Origin of the sequence: Nocardia sp. NPDC051832 (assembly GCF_040681285.1) — a bacterium.
In the GTDB taxonomy this organism is placed as follows: Bacteria; Actinomycetota; Actinomycetes; order Mycobacteriales; family Mycobacteriaceae; genus Nocardia.
Map to the genome: position 1 here is coordinate 1165247 of NZ_JBFAYL010000002.1, position 17438 is coordinate 1182684.

18 protein-coding genes are annotated in these 17438 nt (G+C 65.3%); 8 read left to right on the top strand and 10 right to left on the bottom strand.

Going from position 1 to position 17438, the window contains the following annotated elements:
* Positions 1–54: 54 nt before the first annotated feature.
* Together AB0M14_RS15315 and AB0M14_RS15320 are read right to left on the bottom strand one after the other, a co-directional pair.
* Positions 55–585: an SRPBCC family protein gene (locus tag AB0M14_RS15315; RefSeq protein WP_364994415.1), complete on the bottom strand. Its 531-nt coding sequence runs from the start codon at positions 583–585 to the stop codon at positions 55–57.
* Positions 582–917 (bottom strand): metalloregulator ArsR/SmtB family transcription factor, encoded by a 336-nt coding sequence (locus tag AB0M14_RS15320; protein WP_364994416.1) that lies wholly within the window; start codon positions 915–917, stop codon positions 582–584. Before AB0M14_RS15320 ends, AB0M14_RS15315 begins: the two co-directional genes overlap by 4 nt.
* 114 nt (positions 918–1031) lie before the next feature.
* Between AB0M14_RS15320 and AB0M14_RS15325 the strand changes: the two genes are divergently transcribed.
* Positions 1032–1655 (top strand): hypothetical protein, encoded by a 624-nt coding sequence (locus AB0M14_RS15325; RefSeq protein ID WP_364994418.1) that lies wholly within the window; start codon positions 1032–1034, stop codon positions 1653–1655.
* A gap of 54 nt (positions 1656–1709) precedes the next feature.
* Positions 1710–2261: a GNAT family N-acetyltransferase gene (locus AB0M14_RS15330; protein ID WP_364994421.1), complete on the top strand. Its 552-nt coding sequence runs from the start codon at positions 1710–1712 to the stop codon at positions 2259–2261.
* A 46-nt stretch (positions 2262–2307) separates the two neighbouring features.
* On the opposite strand, the gene AB0M14_RS15335 is transcribed toward AB0M14_RS15330, so the two are convergent.
* Entirely contained in the window at positions 2308–2868 is a 561-nt protein-coding gene (locus AB0M14_RS15335) for a GNAT family N-acetyltransferase (RefSeq protein WP_364994424.1), read from the bottom strand.
* A 67-nt stretch (positions 2869–2935) separates the two neighbouring features.
* A complete protein-coding gene (locus AB0M14_RS15340) occupies positions 2936–3871 on the bottom strand; it encodes a Ku protein (protein WP_364994427.1) in 936 nt (311 codons plus the stop codon).
* Positions 3872–4017: 146 nt separating this feature from the next.
* On the opposite strand from AB0M14_RS15340, the gene AB0M14_RS15345 reads away from it, so the two are divergent.
* Positions 4018–4860 carry a hypothetical protein gene (locus AB0M14_RS15345; protein WP_364994429.1) on the top strand — a complete coding sequence of 281 codons (843 nt, stop codon included), beginning with the start codon at positions 4018–4020 and terminating at the stop codon, positions 4858–4860.
* Here the strand turns inward: AB0M14_RS15345 and AB0M14_RS15350 are convergent.
* The 5 genes from AB0M14_RS15350 to AB0M14_RS15370 all read right to left on the bottom strand — a co-directional run bounded on the left by AB0M14_RS15350 (position 4857) and on the right by AB0M14_RS15370 (position 11708).
* Entirely contained in the window at positions 4857–5927 is a 1071-nt protein-coding gene (locus tag AB0M14_RS15350) for a lycopene cyclase family protein (protein ID WP_364994431.1), read from the bottom strand. The genes AB0M14_RS15345 and AB0M14_RS15350 overlap by 4 nt on opposite strands.
* Positions 5928–6035: 108 nt before the next feature.
* Positions 6036–6800, bottom strand: coding sequence for an SDR family oxidoreductase (locus AB0M14_RS15355; RefSeq protein ID WP_364994433.1), 765 nt, complete (start codon positions 6798–6800; stop codon positions 6036–6038).
* A gap of 139 nt (positions 6801–6939) precedes the next feature.
* On the bottom strand, positions 6940–7965 hold the full coding sequence (locus AB0M14_RS15360; RefSeq protein WP_364994435.1) for a site-specific integrase: 1026 nt from the start codon (positions 7963–7965) through the stop codon (positions 6940–6942).
* Positions 7966–8896: 931 nt separating this feature from the next.
* Positions 8897–9796, bottom strand: coding sequence for a replication protein RepA (locus AB0M14_RS15365; protein WP_364994438.1), 900 nt, complete (start codon positions 9794–9796; stop codon positions 8897–8899).
* A 664-nt stretch (positions 9797–10460) separates the two neighbouring features.
* A complete protein-coding gene (locus AB0M14_RS15370) occupies positions 10461–11708 on the bottom strand; it encodes a helix-turn-helix domain-containing protein (protein WP_364994441.1) in 1248 nt (415 codons plus the stop codon).
* A 391-nt stretch (positions 11709–12099) separates the two neighbouring features.
* On the opposite strand from AB0M14_RS15370, the gene AB0M14_RS15375 reads away from it, so the two are divergent.
* Positions 12100–12333: a hypothetical protein gene (locus AB0M14_RS15375; protein ID WP_364994443.1), complete on the top strand. Its 234-nt coding sequence runs from the start codon at positions 12100–12102 to the stop codon at positions 12331–12333.
* Positions 12334–12548: 215 nt separating this feature from the next.
* A complete protein-coding gene (locus AB0M14_RS15380; protein ID WP_364994446.1) occupies positions 12549–12737 on the top strand; it encodes a hypothetical protein in 189 nt (62 codons plus the stop codon).
* Positions 12738–12881: 144 nt separating this feature from the next.
* On the opposite strand, the gene AB0M14_RS15385 is transcribed toward AB0M14_RS15380, so the two are convergent.
* A complete protein-coding gene (locus AB0M14_RS15385) occupies positions 12882–13631 on the bottom strand; it encodes an AfsR/SARP family transcriptional regulator (protein ID WP_364994448.1) in 750 nt (249 codons plus the stop codon).
* Between the two features lie 387 nt (positions 13632–14018).
* Here AB0M14_RS15385 and AB0M14_RS15390 point away from each other — a divergent pair, with 387 nt between their 5' ends.
* The 3 genes from AB0M14_RS15390 to AB0M14_RS15400 are packed head-to-tail and all read left to right on the top strand — an operon-like array spanning position 14019 to position 17426.
* Positions 14019–14264, top strand: a complete 246-nt coding sequence (locus AB0M14_RS15390; RefSeq protein ID WP_364994449.1) for an acyl carrier protein — start codon at positions 14019–14021, stop codon at positions 14262–14264.
* A gap of 10 nt (positions 14265–14274) precedes the next feature.
* Positions 14275–15888 carry an aminotransferase class I/II-fold pyridoxal phosphate-dependent enzyme gene (locus AB0M14_RS15395; RefSeq protein ID WP_364994452.1) on the top strand — a complete coding sequence of 538 codons (1614 nt, stop codon included), beginning with the start codon at positions 14275–14277 and terminating at the stop codon, positions 15886–15888.
* Complete coding sequence (locus AB0M14_RS15400) at positions 15885–17426, top strand: amino acid adenylation domain-containing protein (RefSeq protein ID WP_364994455.1); 1542 nt, start codon at positions 15885–15887, stop codon at positions 17424–17426. Before AB0M14_RS15395 ends, AB0M14_RS15400 begins: the two co-directional genes overlap by 4 nt.
* The last annotated feature ends 12 nt before the right edge of the window (positions 17427–17438 follow it).

The window sequence follows — 17438 nt, forward strand, 5'->3', positions numbered from 1 at the left end:
AACGGCGTACGAGCCCGTTCGCCGGAAGGCGAACGGGCTCGTACGCATTCGGCGCTACTCGGGAATGCGCTCGGCGTACTCGGTCTGCAACCGGTCCATCTTGGGCCAGAACGGATCCGGGGCGCGCTCGGCCACCCGGGAGACCAGCAGATCCAGGTGGCAGTGCCAGCCGGAGGAGACGCCGATCAACTCCCCGCGATCGGGCAGCTTGCTGTGCGTCAGCTCCAAGTGCACGCGGTCCTCGACCGGGGTGAGCGCGATGGTGACGATCGAGCCGTTGCTCCAGGTGAACGCGAGCAGACGCGGCGGATCGCAGGCCAGCACGGTGCCGTGCTCGCGGTGCTCACCGGCGTACTCCGCCGGCGCCGGATCCTCGGCGCCGGTCAATTCGGCGTTGCGCCAGATCAACTCGGCGGAGCCGCCGTCCTTCAGCTCCATATCGCCCGCGGCGAGCCAGGTCCGGCGCAGCTCGGCGTCGGTGACATAGCGCCAGACCCGCTCGATCGGTCCGGGCAGCAGGCGCTCCAGACGCACGGCGCCGGGTTCGGTGACGGTCCCGTAGTCGGAAACCTGTTGTGTGGTCATGCTTCGTCCTCTTCCTGCAGAAGTTGTTCCAAGCGATCGAGCCGCTCGGTCCAGAAGCGCTCGTAGTAGCGCATCCATTCGGCGCCCGCCCGGATGGGCCCGGCGTCGAGGCGGCAGAGATGAATCCGGCCGCGCACGCTGCGCCGCACCAGCCCGGCCCGCTCCAGCACCTGAACGTGTTTGGAGGCGCCCGCGAAGGTCATCGCATACGGCTCGGCCAGCTCGCCCACGCTGCATTCGTGTGCGGCGAGCTGGCGCAGCATGCCGCGCCGGGTCGGGTGCGACAACGCGTGGAACAGGGCGTCCAGCCGCTCGGATTCATGTTCAACCACATGGTTGAGTATGCCCGTGGTCGCTTCGATGGTCAACCATTTGGTTGAATAATTTCGCAAGGAGCTGGCCGGAAACGGGTGTATCGGACGCTCGCACCGGAGATGATTTGCGGTGTGGACGAGGCAAAGTACCGGGAGACCAGGCAGTCGCTGCACGGGGTCGCGGAGCTGTTGATCGCGGGCCCGCAATATCGCGAGTTCGGGACCATCCGGCTGCGGGTGGTGCTCGGGGGATTCGGGGGCGCCAAACTGCCGGTGTCGGTGCTGGGAACCGGGCTGGTGGGTCCGGGCGGGGGACGGGTGCCGCTGGAGGGCACCTACAACGAGATCGCCAAAGCCGCCGGTATCGGACCGGGCGCGCCGGAAGGGCTGTACGCCGACACCACCGGGCAGCAACTCGACGACGAGGTCCGGGTCGACGCCGAGGCCGCCGCGATCATCGGCGACTGGTTCGCCACCGGGGATGCCGCACTACGCTGTCTCGCCCCCGACGTCACACCGGTGCTGTGGCCGGAGCACTTCGATCTGGGCAGCAGCCGGGCGGAGGTGAACTTCGGGGTCTCGCCGGGCGACGCGGGTCATCCCGGCCCCTACGCCTATGTCGGGCCATGGACCCCGCGCACCGGCGAATTCTGGAACGCCCCGTTCGGTGCGCTCAGGCCGCGCGAGGAACTGCGGACGGCCTCGAGCCTGCTGGCTTTCTTCGAAGAAGGGCGCGAACGCGCGGCGGCGGACTAGGCGGCGTTACTCGCAGGTCAGGTACTACCGTCGCCATCGCTCCGGGGAGGGCTCATGAAGATCACTTGGCGTCGCACGACCGAGGCCGACTTCCCGTTGCTGGGCCGGTGGCTGGCGCAGCCGTACGTGGCGCGGTGGTGGAACCACGAGACCTCGCCGGAGGCGGTGCGGCGGGACTTCGGCCCGTCCGCCCGGCGCGAGGAACCCAACGAGGATCTACTCGTCTTCCTCGATGGTGAGCCGCTCGGCCTGGTCCAGCGCTGCCGGTGGGCGGACTATCCGGAGTACGGCGAGGAAATGGCCGACTACTACCGGGTCCCGCCGGGCGCGGTGAGTCTGGACTATCTGGTCGGTGATCCGCGGCGGGTCGGCAAGGGGCTCGGGGCCCGCATGATCCGGGAGGTCATCGAGGCGACCTGGGTCGACTACCCGGAGTCCAGCTGCGTTCTGATTCCGGTGTCGACGGCGAACCTCGCGTCGTGGCGCATGCTCGAGAAGGCCGGGATGCGCCGGGTCGGACAGGCCGATCTGGAACCGGACAACCCGATCGACGACCGCGCGCACTTTGTGTACCGCACCGACCGACCCGCGCAACCGGACCGCTAGGGTCCCGGCCGCAGTAGCCGCCAACGCCGTTGCGGCAGCTGAGCCGTCAGCGGATGCTGCCCCGGCCCTCACCGGCCAGCCGGCCCCGGCGGATCAGGGCGCGCTTGGTGCCGGGGGCGATCGGCGGCAGCGCTTCGTCCTCCGAGATTTCCTGCGGTTCATCGGGATTCGGGCGGACGAACAGGGTCACGGTGGCGGCGGCGGTGAAACCGCTGCGGGTCATCAGGGCGGCCGAGGCGGCGTTGCGCTCCTCGACATCGGTGACGATGCGGCGGGCGCCGGCGGCGAACAACGCGACCGAGCAGACATCGACCAGGCGGCGGGCCAGGCCGCGGCCCTGCATGTCGGGGGCGACCGCGATCCACTCCAGGTAGCCCCAGTCGTCGCGCAGTTCGAACTCCATGGAACCGAGCACGAAGCCGACCACCCGATCCGAGTCCAGGGCGACCCAGCAGGCGTTGTCGTGGCTGTCGAGATGTTCGGCGACGCTGGTCAGCGACCACGAGGTGTAGGGCTTGGCGGTGGTGTCGAAAACCTCGTGCCCGAGGTCGAGCACTTGGCGTAGGTGACCGAGGCCCATCGGGACGATCGCTATGGCGGAGTCCATGCCGCCAGTTTGCCAGGAGCGCGCGCCACCGCGCTCACGCCGCTCCAGGCGGGGAATGCGTGTTTGCTCACGCTCCCTTGCGGGTCGCGGTCTTCTTCGCTGTCTTCTTGGCCGGCTTGTCGGCGGCCTTGGCGGTGGACTTGGTCGCTTTCGCGGCCGCTTTCTTCGCAGGAGCTTTCTTGGCCGGTTTCTTCTCCGCGCCGTTCCCGGACGCGGAACGGCGGCCGCTGGCTTCGAGACTGCGCTGCAAGGCGGCGACCAGATCGACGACCTCGGCGTCCATTTCCGCGGGCGCCGCTTCCGGCTGGCTCTGCACCTTGCCGGTGCCGCTGGCAATGGCCTCGTCGAGCAGCCGTTTCAGTTCGATCTGATATTCGTCCTTGTAGAGATCCGGATCGAAATCGTCGGACATCGTGGCGACCAGGGTTTCGGCCATCTTGATTTCCTGCGGGCGCGGTTCGGCGGCGTCCTTGAGCGATTCGAATTCGACGGCGCGCACCTCGTCCGGCCACAGCAGCGTCTGCAGCACCAGCACGCCGTCGCGTACCCGCAGCGCCGCCAGCCTGGTCTTCTGCCGCAGCGTGAAGTGCACGAGCGCGGTCTGGTCGATCTGCTCGAGCGTGGTGGCCAGCAGCACGTACGCCTTCGGCGTCGTGGAATCCGGCTCCAGGTAGTAGCTCTTCTCGAACAAGATCGGGTCGATCTGGTCGGAAGGGACGAACTGCAACACCGGAATCTCGTGCTTCTCCGCGGCCGGCAGTTTCGCGAAATCCTCGTCGGTCAACATGACCTTGTCGCCCTCCGGCGATTCGTAGGCCTTGTCGATATCGGCGTATTGCACGGATTTCCCGCAGACCGTGCACACCCGGTCATATTTGATGCGCCCGCCGTCTTTGGCGTGCACCTGGTGGAACCGGATGTCATGGTCCTCGGTGGCGGTGTACACCTTGACCGGGACGTTGACCAGCCCGAACGCGATCGAGCCCTTCCAAATAGCTCGCATGTCTCCATGATGGCGGAAGCCATTCGAATACGCGAGCGAAACGGACTTCCGCGCGTCGCCGATCGGCGCCCGCCCGGTAGGGTCGTAGCCAGCCGGGGCGCGCCCGCGTGGATGGGATGGACGGCCGCGGTGCAGGAAGGACAGCGATGACGTATCCGCCTGGGTTCGGTGGCGGACCCTACCCGCAGCGGGACCCGGACCGGTGGGGGCAGGAACCCGAGTGGGTGGCCTGGCCGGACGATGTGGCGAAAGTGCCCGAGGCGCCGAAGCTTTCCGGAATGCCGGGGTGGGCCGAGTTCGCGGCGCCGCCGGACGTGCCGCCGGAAGTGCCTGCGCTCGAGGATGATTCGGGTCGTGGGCCCGGCCGGTTCGTCGCGCTGGGGCTGGTGACCCTGCTGGTGCTGACGGCGGGCAGTGCGTTCTTCCTGCTCCGGGATCAGGGGTCGAGCACCGAAACGGCCACCGGCGCAACCAGTTCGGTGTCGCTGGCGCCGATCGTGCCCAGTCCGACCAAGCAGCTTCCGGTTCCGTCCGGCGATCGCTTCAGTTACACCGAATTCGGTATGGACACCTGGAATTTCAAGTTCGGCAGCGTCGAACTGCACGCCGAATGGGTCGACGGCCGGGATTACGAGAGTTGCCGCGATATCGAGCGTGATTCGAAGCTGACGGCGATCGGGTGCCAATACGCCTCGGAACTGGTCTACCGCAGCGAGAACGGCGGGCTGATGCTCACCCAGTTCGTCCTGACCATGCCGGACGAGCAGACCGCGGCCGCCACGCAGGACAAGTTCACCGGCAAGGATCTGCGGCTCCGGCCCGGGTCGTTCGTGCCCGAATACACCGTCGGCAAGTGGAAGACCGAAGCCAAGAAGAACTTCATCGTGGTCACCGTCGCGACGGCGAACGCCGCGGTCAGCGAGGCGGTCGTCGACAAATACCTGCGCTATCGGCATACCGACACCGCACTGGCCCTGATGTTCCGTTAGCGGCGCAGCACCGATGTCGCGAGGGTGCGGCGCAGCCGCATCGGGAGCGCGGCGAACAGCTGGGTCATCGCCGCGGCGGTGCCGGGCAGATCGGTGCGGCCGGACAGATAGGTCCGCTGTGCGTGCGGGTGCAGTGTGAAGAAGGCGTCGAAGAAGAGCGGAATATCGTTGGGCGGCAAGGCGAGTAGTGCCCGGAGCCCGGCGGACCGCAAGCTGTGGACGGCGCGGCCGGACAGCGGCCACCCGGATTCGCCCGCCGCTACCGCATCCGCCGCGGTGAGTGCGGCGGCGACGCTGTAACCCGTTGCGGGGTGCAGGTATCCGCCCGCGGCGCCGACCCGGCGGCGGCCGGGCCGGCCGCCTTCGAGGGGGAACCGGACCCGTTCGACCGGCTCGTCACCGTCGAGGTCGATGCCGCGGGAACGCATTCGGTGCAGCAGGCGAGCGCGCAATTCGGCCGAGTCCAGCGCCGGGCGGCCCGCCAGGCAGGTTTCCTCGAGCAGCATCGAGCCGTCGCCGCGCGGCACCGCGTACAGAAACGACCGTGGCGCATCGGGATCTGCGCCGTTGTCGGCGCGCCAGTCCATGAACAGCGGCTCGAGCGCGGCGGCGCGCCGCTCGTCGACGATCACGCCGTAGGCGGTCTGCTCGGCGCGTTCGGGAGCGCGGGCGAGGCCGCGCGCGTCGATGACCCGCTCGCCGGTGAGCACCGCTCCGGATGCGAGGGTCACCGAGTGCGGTCCGACCTCGGTCGCGCGATCCGAAATTACCTGTGCACCAGTGATATCCAGTGACTGCTGAAGCAGCGGGGTGTCCAGTACCGCGTACATCCAAGGCAGTTCATGACGTCGGGTACCCCAGGCCACGGGCTGGTCGACCTTCGCCGCGACCACCGCGGCGTCCAGCCAGCCCGGCAAGTCCGCGAGCCAGGCCGCGTAGGTCGCCGTCCACCGTCGGTGCGGCGCGGGGTCGACCACCGTCACCGCGAGCCCGCGGTGCAGGGCGCGATGGGCCAGCGCCCGACCGGCCGGGCCCGCTCCGCACACCACAAGGTCGGGGGTTCGCATGTATCGGTCCTCGGATCGTCTCGGTCGACCCAGCAGCCTAGTTCGCCGCGCTCCGGAAGACGCCGAGGGCCGCCCGGCCCGCGCCGGACGGCCCGTGGGCACCGTGGTTCAGAGACCGCCGGTCGACAGCAGCCCGCCGTCGACCCGCACGGTTTCGCCGGTGATCCACGCCGATTCGTCGGAGACCAGGAACGCGATCAGCCGGGCCACGTCCTCCGGGGTGCCGAGCCGCTTCATCGGGTAGATGCTCGCGGCCTTCTCCTCGTCGGCCGAGTACAGCGCGTCGGCGAACTTGGTCTTGATGACGCCCGGCGCGACCGCGTTCACCCGGATCTTCGGCCCCAGCTGCCAGGCCAGCTCATCGGTGAGCCGGATCAGCGCGGCCTTCGACGCGCCGTAGGCGGCGATCACGCCAGTCGAGCGGATGCCTGCCACGCTGGCGACATTCACCACCGCACCGCCGTGCTCGCCCATCCACGCCTTGTACGCCTCCTGCACATAACCCAGCGCCGCAACGACATTCACGTCGAAGATCTTGCGGACGGCGTCCAGGTCGGCCTCCATCAACGACCCGTACACCGGATTGATCCCGGTGTTGTTGATCAAAATATCGATCGACCCGAACTCGGCGACCACCCGCTGCACCGCCGCCGCCCGGCTCTCCGCGTCCCCGGAGTTCCCGGCCAGCGCGATGACCTGCCCCTTGTATCCGAGCTCCCGCAGCTCCGCGGCCGCCTGCTCCAACGGCTCCGGCTTGCGCGCGGTGATCAGCACATTCGCCCCGCGCCGCAGCAACTCCGCCGCCACCGCCTTGCCGATACCCCGGCTCGCGCCGCTGACCAGTGCACTCTTGCCCAACAGATCTTCGCTCATGTGACGGCACGGTACTTCAGTCACCTGATCTGCGCGAATTCGCCCCAGTTGGGGGCTCATGCACTCACAGTAGCCCGCCGGTGCAGTCACACGGAAGAGCGACTTTGGTGCAGTCACATGGGGATATGGGAAACGCAGCTCACACGGCCCGGTCGACGCGCGCGAGGGGATGCGGCTGGCCTGTGATGGCCACCAGGGCCTCGGCGACTTCGGGCAGGGAAGCTCGTACGTAGGTGTATGTGGCACCGTCGGGTCGGGCCGGTTCACTGTGCCCGGCGTAGGCGCGGGCCACCGCATAGCCGAACTCGCGCTCGACGAAGGTGAGCGTTGTGTATCGGAGCCAGTGCGCGCTGACTTGTAGGGCTTGCGCCCACGGAAGATGTTCTCGGATCCGCTTCGTCAAATAGTCATAGCGTCGGCGGCCGACAGGCGTTCGGGTGCGATAGCGGAGAACGTGGTCGGTGGCCTCCGGCCCACCGCGCATCTGTACGTGCTCGACAAGTCTGCGCATCAACAAGGGAGACACCGGCTGCCAGCGCTCGGTTTCTCCCTTTTCACAGAGTTTGACGAGGCAGTCCTGGATATTGAGGTCAGCGATGGTTAGCGCGAGAACGCCGCCCTTGCGGCACGCGGTCTCGATATGAAGCCGGACGATCAGAGAGTCGAGTTCCCGATCGTTTCCTGTGCTGGCGGCCACTCGACCTATCTCTCGTATCTGCTCGAAGGTGAGGGCGTGCCGAGTACTGGGTAGCCGCCGTGGTTTAGCCGCTTTGGTCGCCGGGTTATCGGGAGGATGAATCAATCGGTCGGCTTCGGCATGGCGATAGATACATCGAATCGCGGAGATCATGTTCGATGCGGCGCCCCGACCGCCACGATAGTTGGAGCGAACGACGGCTCGTTCTCTTTGCTCCCGCACCAGCTGATCGATCTCGGTCACGGTGGGGGAGTCGATCGGACGATCGGGCCATTTCCGTTCCAGCACATTCCAATACGTCCGGTAGGTGCGGACGGTGGTCTCGGGTAGTGCCGCGCTCAGGTGCGTGATGTATTCGGAGAAGGTTGGGGCGCAACGGTCTCTGGGATCGATGCCGGTGATGTCGTCGACCGTGAGGCCGAGTCGGGTCAAGAGGTCGATTGCGGCGCGTACGTCATCGGACTTCATTGCACGATGCCCCAGGGGTGCGGTCTGTATGACCACAGCGCCGCAGCCACTATCGCCATCGGGTAGACGACGAGAGTTGAACGTTGTCGGGACGCGGCAACGATTACTCGGTCCCCTGGATGCAGGTTGCAGTCATGGCGGATTGTCGCCGGCAGTACGAGGTATCCGTTCGCCCGCACTGTCCGGCGGCTGTCATGGGAGCGCTGGACAACGGCCAAACCCTCGGTCGATTCGATCGAAATACGCTGCTGGGGCTGCCATCCGAGGATTCTCATGGCTGAGCGGTCGGAAACGCGGCCGCGCTCGTCGAGTGTTGCAGAGGCGAGATGGACGTCTCCGAGCTGGCTGCGCTCTCTGGGCTCGGGAAAGGCAAACGGGATTCCAGCTGTGGCTGGCCTTCGATCTGTTGGCATGAACAGGTCGTCAAATCCCCATTCGGCTGCCGTTGATTGCTCCATGGGGCCGGACCCGGAGGAATCCATGGCCAACCTCCTCGCCGCAGTTGAAGGCTAATGCCACCTGTCTGTCCAAGATCAGGTTGGCAGCGACTGCACGGGTCGTACAAGGTCCTGGCGAACACTCCATATGGGCCATCACGGCTGTGACGGTGCCACGCGTCGTCCCGGTCGCCTCGCCGCATCGGAAGCAGCGACAAGGCCGCGCCACCTGGCGACCCGCCGCCCGGTCGGTTCGTGCTGCGCAATAGATCTGACGCCGTGTCCGCCACCGGCCCGGTGACCCGCCGAGCCATTTCGGGACTGTCGATACCGACCAATGCGCCATCGGCTCCGATTCCGGGCATGTCCGCCCGGAATCGGAGTGTGAGGTCGGCTGCATCGAAACTCCCGCACCGCCGACTGGTGCTGTTCTTCCGATGTACGGCGGGAATCGTTTCCAGGCCAGACTTCGCGTGGAGACGGGTTCGCGCTATTTAGTGGTGCGTGCCGGCGACCACGATTTCGGTGTCGCGCACCTGCACGACACCTCGAGGCATGGCGGCCGCGACGGTGGTGATCGCCTCGCGGATCACGACGGATGCCGAGGGAGCGTGGCGGTTGAGTCGCGTGGTGGAGGTGGCAGCCAGGCGCGCAGTGACCGCAGTCCACGGCACCGTCATCGATCCGTCGGCGAGGAGCCCGGCTATCCAGAGGTAGGCGTCGGCGGCGCGGGGTGTTTGGGCGAGCCGACGCAGGACGTGCAGATCAATCGGCACGGCCTCGTGCATGACCTCATTGAACAGGTGCTCCGACACCCGCACGCTTCCCCACGGCCTGTCCTGGTCGCCGCCCCCGTCCCAGTACACGCTGAATGCCGAGACAGGAGTAGCCCGGGTCCAGGCTCGCTCGGGACCGTGGATCTGCACCTCGCACTCGAGTAGTGTCTGCAGTTGCCTGCGCACCACGGTGGTGGTCGAGTACGCGCCGAGGGTGGCGGGCAGGCCGAGCCCACACACGAAGTCGGCGAGTGTGGGGCCCAGATCGATCTCTCGCTTCTGAGTCCGGGCAACTCGGGTGGACAGCCATGCCAGGATCAGCATGGCGATTCCGCCATGTGGGTATCCCATCGGTCGAGCACGCCCGTCGGGGGCCTGCGACCACGCGGGTTGCATAGTGAGCAGGGCGGGCCCGTGTGCGCGCTTCCAGTACGGCCTGGCACCGGGATCGAACAGCGGCAACATTCCACGGGTCATTGTCGGTGTCACGCAAGAAATTTCGTGCTCATGCGTTTTCATGGCATCGAGTCGGCGCAGGGCCGCCGTATAGGTGATGTTCTCTGCCGCGGCGAGCGTGCGGCCGCGGGTCCTGCGCGAGGAGCTGGTGTTCTTGGGCACGAGATCAACCATTCCGGCGCAGTGCCCACGCCACTGCGCCCGTCGATGGGTGATGGTTGTGCATAGCGCGCGGGCCCGCGAGGGACCTTGGCCGAGGATGCGTCACCGGACCGGCGTGGGTGAGTGACAAGGCGAGGAGCGTGCGCGTCCTGACTCCAGCGCAAAATGTAGCAGCGGGTGTCGCGGGCGGGGCGATCGACACACGGTGACGGTGCAATGTGCGGGCCATCGCGAGCTACCTGCACACATATGTTCGCCGACAATGAAATCGGGTCGGCGTATGCGTCTCGTTGCCATTCGGCGCGGCAAGCCGTACAGAGTTGTCCCGGCTCATGGGCGATCGAATGGGGCCAGCTGTTCCTCGGGCCGGCCGGATCAGCACCGGCGGACTTCGAAAGGCGACCCACTGGGACGAAGTGGACACCAGGCTCGGCTATGAGTATTTGGTGTGTCACACGCTGCGCCATACCGGGCTGACTGGTTCGCTGGCGCCGGAGTGCCGCTGCATCAGCTGCAACAGATTGCGGGACATGCCGATTCACGCGTGAAAGTTCTCTATCCGTCCGGACCATTCGCGACTCGCCAAGGCAGGCGAAAGTTGTCTAAGCACATTCGGTCGGCAGTCTGACGAAGACCCCTAATGCCCCGTCCAGGCAATAGGCGATCAGATCCGGTTGGTCGTCTCGTTACCGCGTGGCGGATAGCTGCGGGCGATCAGGGCTGCTCGCAGGTGCAAGATGTCGGACAACTTGCATGGATCGAAACCGGTCAGGTGGCCGATTCTCTTGAGTCGGTAGTCGACGGTGTTGGTGTGAACATGAAGTGCGTCGGCGGTGCGTCTGCGGCTGAGGTTGAGACTGAAGTGTCGTTGGAGTGTCTCGAGGAGTTCGGGGTGTTCGTCGAGTGGGGTCAATATCGTGCGAAGCCATTCGAGACCCGGGCCGGGACGGGTGAGCTGGAACTCTACGGCGAGTTGATTCAGGCGATACAGGCCGCCTGTGTACTGCAGCCACTGCACCATGTCGAGGAGTTCGTGTGCCTGGTCGGCGACAGTCGGGATCCTTGCGGTCGGGGCGGTGATGACTGTCGCGGTGATGGGGACCTGCGCGGCGGCCGACAATGCGTCGATCAGTGCGTCTAGATCGCCATCTGGTAGCAGTGTGGTTGGCAGTAGGATTGTGCCTCCGTCGACGCTGAGTAGCGAGAGCGCCTTGCCGGCGCACTTCTTGGCGAGCTCTGCCTGCGTGCGCCGGAGTTTGCGCCGGGCAACGACTTTGGCGTCCAAGCGGATGTTGCTCTCGTCGGGGTGTGCTGGGATCGCCAGGGCGAGAACCCAATAGGCGTCAGCGATCTCGATCCCGCATTCGCGCGCCATCGTGGAGGTGGAGTTCCCGCCGAGCAGCGCTGAGGTGAGCGTGTGTGCCGCGGTGTGGTGATCGCTCACCACGGCTCGCAGTTCCCGCACGTACGCGCGCGAAACGGTGGTAGTGATCGTGTCGAGGATTTCGAGAATGCGTCGGCTGCCGGCCTTGAGACTCTCGAAGTCCGCGGCGGTCGCGTCAGCGAGGACCAGGTCGAAACCGAGTTTGAAGCCTTCGTGTACCGCGTGCTGGATGGTATCGATCGGGATGCCTTCGCGAGCCCAAGCCTCGGCGGCGGCCTGTAGTTTGTGGGTGCTCTCGGGGCCGTCGAGGCCGCCGTTCAGCATCTTCAGCGCGAGCTCGAGGCAGGTCCGAGTGATGGCGGTGACGTCCCCGTTGAGCGCCTCACCGGGCAGTGTCCGGCACGGTGCGACGTTCTCGATGAAGTGGCCGACCATTTTTCGTGAAAGGGTGCGCACATCTTTCAAAGGCGATGTGACAGGCTGGCCTGAGAAGGTCAAGTCCGTAGGGGCTGAACTGGCGATGGTCATTGTTACTCCTTTCCATCCCCGCAGCATGGCGAAGCGATTCACGCTAACGCGGCAGTAGCTGTTCCGGCCGAGCATCGGTGGTTTTAGGTGTTTTTCGTCTGGGTTGGAGGTGAATGCTGTGACAGATCACATTGCGAGCGTGCTGCGGCTGCGTAGGAGTCGTCACAAATCTGAATTGCGCAAGTTGGATGGATCGCGGAAATGATCCGGTCCGCGCGAGGCTGCGGCGATCAGCACGTACCGTCGACGCCTGACATCCTGCGGAGGGAGCATCATGATTATGGGTCCGGACGACGAACGCCTATCGGCGCGCGCGACATCGGCCGAAAGTAGAAGTTTTCGGTCTGCGGAAGCAGACCGAATAGTCAGAACTGGTCTCGAACGTGCCCTTGTGGTCGTCGAGGCTGCCGAAGCCTCTGGACTTCTCGCGTTCGACTGGTTCGAGCACGCCGCGATCCGCTGCGCACAGAACGGTATACCAATTGAAGCCGTCCACGCGGCGGTGGCCGAAAGCGTGACATCGGCGCTCGGCGTCTACGACAAACCTAAGACGGGGTCCACGCAAGTCGCTTGTTCCGGCATCATCCACGAGCTCTTCGCTGTGGTCGATCGCGCTTATGGCTGATCCGATTCGGTCGCCTCGGTGACGAATCCACAATGGATTGAAACAATGTTCGTGCATCGCCATGTAACAGTTGTGCACTTCCACGATGAAACCGCGGTCTCATAATACGAAAACCTGAACTTTTGCTGGCGGCGAGAATATGTCGTGTGGACTGTGTTCTGATTGGGCGGCCCCGAGTCCGGGGCATATCGCTCAGCACAAACGAGGATGATCGTATGAACTCAAGAATTATCCGCCCGCTCGCCGTCGCCGCGTTCGCGCTGTCCGCTGTCGCATTGAGCGCCGGGTCAGCCGCCGCCGGCTCGGGCTCCGGCTCGGGATCGAGCTCCGGCTCGGTGGAAGTATGTATCCCGATCCCGGTGGGCTCGGCTGAGAACACCTTCTGCGTACCGCTCAAGGGCTGATCCGAGTTGTATGCGGCGGCGAGGTCGTTCATGGAGAGCTGGATCCCGGCTTCCCAGTGCGGCGTCGCCGTCGCCGCGCGGCGTAGGTAGAGGGCGCATCGGGCTGACCACAAATGCGTTTCAGCCCGATGCGGCACGGAGGAGTCAGGCTGTCAGCCTGGTTTTCGGCGTCGGGCGCAGGTTGGCTTCCGCGCGCGTCAGCACCGCAGCATCGGAGTCGAGCACACTGTCTTGCGCGAGGATGCTTTCGTACAGGCGCAATAGCGCGCGGCCGGGCTGGACTCCGAGCTCGGCGTCCAGGCGCTGTCTAACCCGATGGAATAAATGCAGGGCCTCGGACTGGCGGCCGGTGCGGTAGAGCGCCAGCATCAGCAGTTCACACAGATGCTCGCGCGACGGGTGGGCGGCGAGGAGTCGCTGTAGCTCGATGGTGGCTTGGCGATGATTGCCGAGCAGCAGGTGCGCGCTGGCTAGATCTTCCCAGGCCAGGAGGCGTTGCTCCTCGAGGAACGCAGCCGCGGAGCGGCACTCTTCGCCGTAGTGGGTGTTCAGTAGTGCCGGCCCGCGCCACAGGCGTAACCCCTGCTGGAGCGACCGCAGCGCACGTTCGGGATCGACGGGCAACTCGCCGAATCCGCGTGTGGCGTGATCGAGGAATCGATTGGCATCCACAGCAGCGCGTGGAATGTCGAGTAGGTAGCCGTTCTGCACTGCTCGCAGCGCCACCGGTTCCCGGTTCCCGGTCACGCATTTCTGAATCGTCTTTCTAATGCGCGTGGCCTGCGCCTGAATCGCGTTTCTCGGGTTCTTGAGTAGCTCGCCAGGCCATAGTTCTTCGGCGATCTCGCTGTAGTAGACGGTGTTGCCGGCCCTGAGCGCGAGTACCGACAGCATTGCTCGGATCTTGTCGGCCCGCAATTCGGTTCGGCCCTCGGCAGTGACGAGGGAAACGGATCCGAGTAGGTCGATGTGGACGGCGCCGGTGTGCCGCACGTCGTCCCGTCTGGCGGGGGTGGGTGCGTCCCAGGACAGGCTGAGCGCCATTGGTGAACCTCTCTCGTCCTCGAAATTTCCCCTGACGAGACAGATTTTAATGACGAGTCACAACTATCACGCAGAGGCAACCTTGGTTATCGCTCACCATGATTGAGGCGCCGGCTTGTGGCTCGCCGGCACCGCATAGCTGGTCAGCTGGTCGTCAGTGGGAACGTCAGCGCGTTCGGTAAAGGTCGGGTTGTTGATGAGACGTCCGTAGCCGCTGACTGCGATATTGGAGTAGCTGTGACAGCCCAAGGTTTCCTGCTGGAGTGTATCGCCGATTCGTGGTTGGACGGAAATAGTGAGGGGCTGTCCGCGGACACTCCGCTCATGGAGCTGAATATCATCTCTTCTGCCGAAGTATTCGATCTGGTGCATGCGATTCAGGAAGAGTTCGGGATTTCTATTCCGCTGCAAGAAGTCAGGCCAGACAATTTTCGGTCGATTGCGGTGATCGCGGACTTGATCGACCGTTTTCGTGGAAAGTAGGGCACATTCGATGACTGAGACGACAACGCCGGCGGATTCGGTATCCGAGGTGGTCATGTCGATGGCTATGCGGCACACGCACTACCGGCGGGACCAACTCGATCCAACGGCCGATCTCGAGGGCGAGCTGGGTATCGACTCTGTTGTGCTCATCGCGATCATCGGGGACGCGGCCAAGCAATTGGGCCTGCCCGCAAATCTGACCTCGGATATCTCGGTGACAACTTTGGATGCGCTGATCCAGGAACTCGAAGCGCACGACCGCGGTCAGGCCGTCGACCTGTTGCCAGCCGAATCGGATCCGGCCGCCGAGCCAGTGGTGGAACTCTCGATCGGCGAGCTGGATCCGATCGGACCCGCGGGCGATACTGCCTGGGACGGCCGCTCGATGCGTGACTTCTTGGTCAGCGACAAACCAGACTTGTTCGCGAAAGCATCGGAGTTCGCAGCCCATCGGCGTGACCGCGAAGCCGAGCATCTGTACTGGTACGGCATGCCGCTGCGGTCCCGGTGCACCAATCGGGCCCGGATCTACGACGAAATCTCCGGTCGCACTCGCGAATTCCTGATGTTCGGTTCGAACAACTATCTCGGTCTGGCCAACCATCCGCGGGTCATCGACGCGATCTGCGCCGCCACCCGGGAATTCGGGGCCACCAACACCGGGTGTCGCATCATCGGGGGAACCAACCATCTGCACAAGGAGCTGGAGCGAAGGCTCGCCGCCTTCAAGGGACGCGAGGCCGCCATCGTGTACCCCGGCGGCTACGCCGCGAACCTGGGCGCGATCTCCGCGCTGGTAGGGCCGAACGACGCGGTCATCGTGGACAAGCTCAACCACATGAGCATCGTCGACGGCTGGAAACTGTCGGGCGGGCTACGCCGGATCTACCGCCACAACGACATGGCACACCTCGAAACCGTCCTGGATCGTTGCGCTGAGCAGACCCGGGGAATGCTGATCGCCACCGATGGTGTGTTCAGCATGCACGGCGACATCTGCGACCTTCCGCAGATCGTCGAGCTGGCCCAGCGGTACGGAGCGCGAGTACTGGTCGACGACGCCCACGCCACCGGCGTCCTCGGCGTCACCGGTACCGGCACTGCCGAGCACTTCAGCTTGAAGGGGGAGGTCGACCTGGAACTGGGCACGATGAGCAAGACCCTGGCGGGCATGGGTGGCTTCGTTGTCGGTGACGAGGACGTGATCGATTACCTGCGCTTCTATTCGAACTCGTATGTGTTCGCGGCGACCATTCCGGCTGGTGTCGCAGCGGGACTGATCGCCGCTATCGACGTGATGGAAACCGAACCGGAGCGCATCGCGATGCTGTGGAACAACATTCGCATTCTGAGCGGCTACCTCGACACCGCGGGATTCGACCTCGAACACTCTCGAAGCGCGATCCTGCCGATCGTCGTCGGCGACGAGCGTAAGGCCATGGAGATGGGCCGCGCAGTGCGGGCGCGTGGATTGTTCTGTCAGACAGTGGTTTTCCCCGGCGTACCGCTCGGTGAAGCCCGGTTGCGGGTCAGCGTCACCTCCGAGCACACACCTGAGGACTTGGCGCTTGCCGCTCAGATCTTCATCGACGCGGGCCGGGAAACCGGGGTACTACAGTGAGCGACCGAGTCATCGGCCTGCCGGACATCACCTCCGACCAGCATGCGGCTCGCCCTGCGCTGCTCGGGCGGACCACGGTCACCTACGGAGAGCTCGCCACCACGGTGCACGCGGTGGCGCACCGGCTGGCGAAATCTGGTGCGGTGCTGGGTGATCGGGTGGTCATCTGGATGGACAAGTGCCCGGAGTATGTCCAGGCGATGCTGGGTGCGCTGCATCGCGGTTGTGCGTACGTGGCCGTCGACGGTGCGCACCCCGCGAGCCGGCTGGCGGCGATCGTCGCGGACACCGATCCGATCCTGCTTGTCACCGACGAGCGGCATCTACCCCAACTTGCGGACTTGGCGTTGCCGTCGTCTGTGCGTGCCGTGGTGGTAGTCGGGCGAATCGCCGGCGCTTGCGCGAAGGTCCCAACGGTGACTTGGTCCGAGTTCATCGTCGACGCAGGCCCGGGCGAAGCGGCCCGTGCGCCGGTGACGCCGTCCAGCCTGGCCGCGATCTTGTACACCTCCGGATCGACCGGAACGCCGAAAGGCGTGCAGATCTCCCATCGCAACCTCGGCGCGTTCATCGACTGGGCCTGTACCGAACTGAATGTGGGTGAGGCGGATGTCTTCGCCAACCACGCCTCCTTCAACTTCGACCTCAGCACCTTCGATCTGTTCGTCGCGCTCTCCGTCGGCGCGGCGATGTGGATCGTGGAGGACGAGCAGGCCCGCGATCCGGCGGCGCTGGCCGACGGCATTCGGAAACACCGGGTCACCGTGTGGTATTCGGTGCCGTCGATCCTGACTCTGCTCACCGCCTGCGGTGCCTTGGCTCCTGACATCGTCCGTAGCTTGCGTTATGTGCTCTTCGCGGGCGAGGTATACCCCAAACCACGGCTGCTCGAGCTCGCGGCGCAACTGCATGAGCGGACTCAGCTCTACAACCTCTATGGCCCCACCGAGACCAACGTGTGCACATACCACCAGGTGACAGCGCAAGATCTCGGCCGCGAGGAGCCGTTGCCGCTCGGGCTTCCGGTCGGCGGCGCCAAACTGCTGGTCCTCGATGAGGACGGGCTGCCGATCGACGGGCCCGACGCATTCGGTGAATTGGTCGTCGAAGGCGACTGCGTCACCTCTGGCTACTGGCGGCGGGATGGGGAACCGATGGCTGAGCAGCATCGGCAGCGCCGCCACCCGACGGGTGACCTGGTGAGCTGCGTGGACGGTCGCATCATCTATCGCGGCCGCAAGGACCGGATGGTGAAACTGTCTGGGTACCGCACCGAACTCGGCGAGGTCGAATCGGTGATCGTTCGGCACTCCTCGATCGATGAAGCGGCGGTGATCGTCACCGGGGAAGGCTCGACCGCGGGGCTGGCGGCCTTTTACACGACCCGCTCTGGCGCACCAGAGCCGACGCTGCTCGACCTGAAACGTCATTGCGCGGAATACCTGCCGCGGTACATGGTGCCGCGCAAGGCGATCCGCGTCGACGCCTTGCCGCGAAACGCCAACGGCAAGATCGACTATCGGCACCTCGCCGGGTGAGCGCGACCATGC

What these genes read in the sequence shown, in the direction of transcription:
- AB0M14_RS15315 (WP_364994415.1), bottom strand. Translation starts at nt 585, where the DNA reads ATGACCACACAACAGGTTTCCGACTACGGGACCGTCACCGAACCCGGC.
- AB0M14_RS15330 (WP_364994421.1), top strand. Translation starts at nt 1,710, where the DNA reads ATGAAGATCACTTGGCGTCGCACGACCGAGGCCGACTTCCCGTTGCTG.
- AB0M14_RS15335 (WP_364994424.1), bottom strand. Translation starts at nt 2,868, where the DNA reads ATGGACTCCGCCATAGCGATCGTCCCGATGGGCCTCGGTCACCTACGC.
- AB0M14_RS15340 (WP_364994427.1), bottom strand. Translation starts at nt 3,871, where the DNA reads ATGCGAGCTATTTGGAAGGGCTCGATCGCGTTCGGGCTGGTCAACGTC.
- AB0M14_RS15345 (WP_364994429.1), top strand. Translation starts at nt 4,018, where the DNA reads ATGACGTATCCGCCTGGGTTCGGTGGCGGACCCTACCCGCAGCGGGAC.
- AB0M14_RS15350 (WP_364994431.1), bottom strand. Translation starts at nt 5,927, where the DNA reads ATGCGAACCCCCGACCTTGTGGTGTGCGGAGCGGGCCCGGCCGGTCGG.
- AB0M14_RS15355 (WP_364994433.1), bottom strand. Translation starts at nt 6,800, where the DNA reads ATGAGCGAAGATCTGTTGGGCAAGAGTGCACTGGTCAGCGGCGCGAGC.
- AB0M14_RS15360 (WP_364994435.1), bottom strand. Translation starts at nt 7,965, where the DNA reads ATGAAGTCCGATGACGTACGCGCCGCAATCGACCTCTTGACCCGACTC.
- AB0M14_RS15370 (WP_364994441.1), bottom strand. Translation starts at nt 11,708, where the DNA reads ATGACCATCGCCAGTTCAGCCCCTACGGACTTGACCTTCTCAGGCCAG.
- AB0M14_RS15380 (WP_364994446.1), top strand. Translation starts at nt 12,549, where the DNA reads ATGAACTCAAGAATTATCCGCCCGCTCGCCGTCGCCGCGTTCGCGCTG.
- AB0M14_RS15385 (WP_364994448.1), bottom strand. Translation starts at nt 13,631, where the DNA reads ATGCTGTCGGTACTCGCGCTCAGGGCCGGCAACACCGTCTACTACAGC.
- AB0M14_RS15395 (WP_364994452.1), top strand. Translation starts at nt 14,275, where the DNA reads ATGACTGAGACGACAACGCCGGCGGATTCGGTATCCGAGGTGGTCATG.